General features: G+C 64.1%; 2 protein-coding genes. Both read right to left on the bottom strand.

Annotated elements, in window-relative coordinates:
- Positions 1–41: 41 nt before the first annotated feature.
- Entirely contained in the window at positions 42–1,598 is a 1,557-nt protein-coding gene (locus tag AC1DHX_RS20640) for an amino acid permease (RefSeq protein ID WP_476900455.1), read from the bottom strand.
- A gap of 174 nt (positions 1,599–1,772) precedes the next feature.
- On the bottom strand, positions 1,773–2,183 hold the full coding sequence (locus AC1DHX_RS20635; protein WP_223913736.1) for a DUF779 domain-containing protein: 411 nt from the start codon (positions 2,181–2,183) through the stop codon (positions 1,773–1,775).
- Positions 2,184–2,222 lie beyond the last annotated feature (39 nt).

The following is a 2,222-nucleotide window of genomic DNA, read 5'->3' as shown; positions in this document are numbered from 1 at the left end:
GGCCCCGGCGACTTCGATGCGGGGGCCCGATCGCTCCCTTCTCAGGAGCGGGTGAGCGCGTCCTCGTTGTCCTCCGCGGGCGCTCCCGCCACGCTGGCCGTGCCGTTCACCGAGGCGCKGGCCTCCGCGAACTTTTCATTCAGCCGGGAGTGGCGCTGGCCGTAGGCGAAGTAGATCGCAATACCGATCACGAGCCAGATGGCGAAGAAGATCCAGGTTTCCACGGCCAGGTTCGTCATGAGATACAGGCACAGGACCGCAGAGACGACAGGGAGCACCTTGCCAAACGGGACACGGAAGGCCGGCTTCAGGTCCGGGCGCTTCTTGCGCAGCACCAGTATGCCAAGGCTCACCATCACGAAGGCGGACAGGGTCCCGATGTTGATCATTTCCTCGAGCAGGTCCACGTTGGTCAGGCCGGCGACGAGCGCCACTCCGGCGCCGCAGATGATCTGCAGGCGGGCCGGCGTCCCCCGCACCGAGCTGGTCTTGGACAGGGAGCGCGGAAGCAGGCCGTCGCGGCTCATCGCGAGCACCACGCGCGAGAGGCCCATGAGCAGCACCATGATCACGGTGGTCAGGCCCACGAGGGAGCCAAAGGCAATGACCTTGGCGGCGTCGGTGTTGCCGACCGCCTCGAAGGCGGTGGTGAGCGTCGGGTTCTTGGCCTCAGCCAACTGGGTGTAGGAGACCATGCCGGTCAACGCCAGCGACACCAGGATGTACAGCACGGTAACGATTGCCAGGCCGCCGAAGATGCCGCGGGGCAGCGTCTTCTGCGGGTTCTTGACCTCTTCGGCCGAGGTGGCGACGACGTCGAAGCCGATGAAGGCGAAGAAGACCAGGGCGGCGCCGGCGAAGATACCGAGGGTTCCATACTGGGCCGGGGCGGCGCCGGTCAGGAAGCCGAAGAACGACTGCTTGAGGACATCCGCGGTTCCGGTGCCTCCGGTCGGCTCGGAGGCCGGGACGAACGGGGCGTAGTTCTCGAACTTCACGTACGTGAAGCCGACGACGATCACGAAGAGGACCACCGCGATCTTGATGAGCGTGAAGATGTTGCCGACGCGGGCGGAGAGCTTGGTCCCGAGGACCAGCAGCACGGTGAAGATGGCAACGATCAGGAAGGCGCCCCAGTAGAGGTCGACGCCGCCCAGGGAGATCGACGGCGGAATGTCCACGCCCATGAGCGCAAAGACTTTGCTGAGGTAGATGCCCCAGTACTTCGCAATCACGGCGCCGGCAGTGAAGAGTTCGAGGATCAGGTTCCAGCCGATGATCCACGCCAGGATCTCACCCATGGTCGCGTAGGTGAAGACGTAGGCGGAGCCTGCCACCGGAATGGCCGTGGCGAACTCGGCGTAGCACATGATGGCGAGCGCGCAGGTGACGGCGGCGATCGCGAAGGAGATGGTGACGGCGGGGCCGGCAAAGTTCGCGGCGGCCTTGGCGCCGACCGAGAAGATCCCGGCGCCCACGGCAACCGCGACCCCCATGATCATGAGGTCCCACGTGCTTAGCGTGCGCTTCAGCTTGCGTCCGGGTTCATCGGCGTCGGACATGGACTGCTCGATGGATTTGGTCCGGAAAAGGTTCATTAGGAAAGTCCGCAATCTCGATAACTGGGGGGGAAACAGACCTATCCATCTTAGAGTCCATCCACTGGACGGCCATTTTTATCCCACATAGTGAGACGCAAAAGCGGGCCGTGCAGGTTTATCCTGCACGGCCCGCTTGCGCGCAGCTGCTCCGTTTCAGACCACCCAGGCCGCCTAGACCGGCCAGTTTTCCATCAGCGTCGAGCGGATCAGGAACCGCTTGCCTTCCGGCGCTTCTACCGAGAAACCACTCCCCCGGCCAGGAACGACGTCGACAGTCAGGTGCGTGTGGCTCCAGTAGTTGAACTGCTCCCGCGACATCCAGAATTCCAGCGGCTGGGGCCGCAGGCCGTCGGAAATGTCGAACAGGCCGAGCAATACGTCCGAGTCCCCCGTGATGAACTCCCCGGCGGGATAGCACATTGGCGACGAACCGTCGCAGCAGCCGCCGGACTGATGGAACATCAGCGGTCCGTGCTGCACCCACATTTTGAGCAGCAGTTCCACCGCCTCCGGGGTGAGAGCCACCCGGGAGAAGTCCTCCCCGGGGAGGGTCACGGCGGCGTCGAGCTTTGTCGCTGGCATCAGAGTCCGTCCTTCATCAGTACTTGATGACCACTCGGC

It is taken from the genome of Arthrobacter sp. 05N33_2, assembly GCF_056397425.1.
This window is presented reverse-complemented; position numbering and strand designations above follow the sequence as displayed.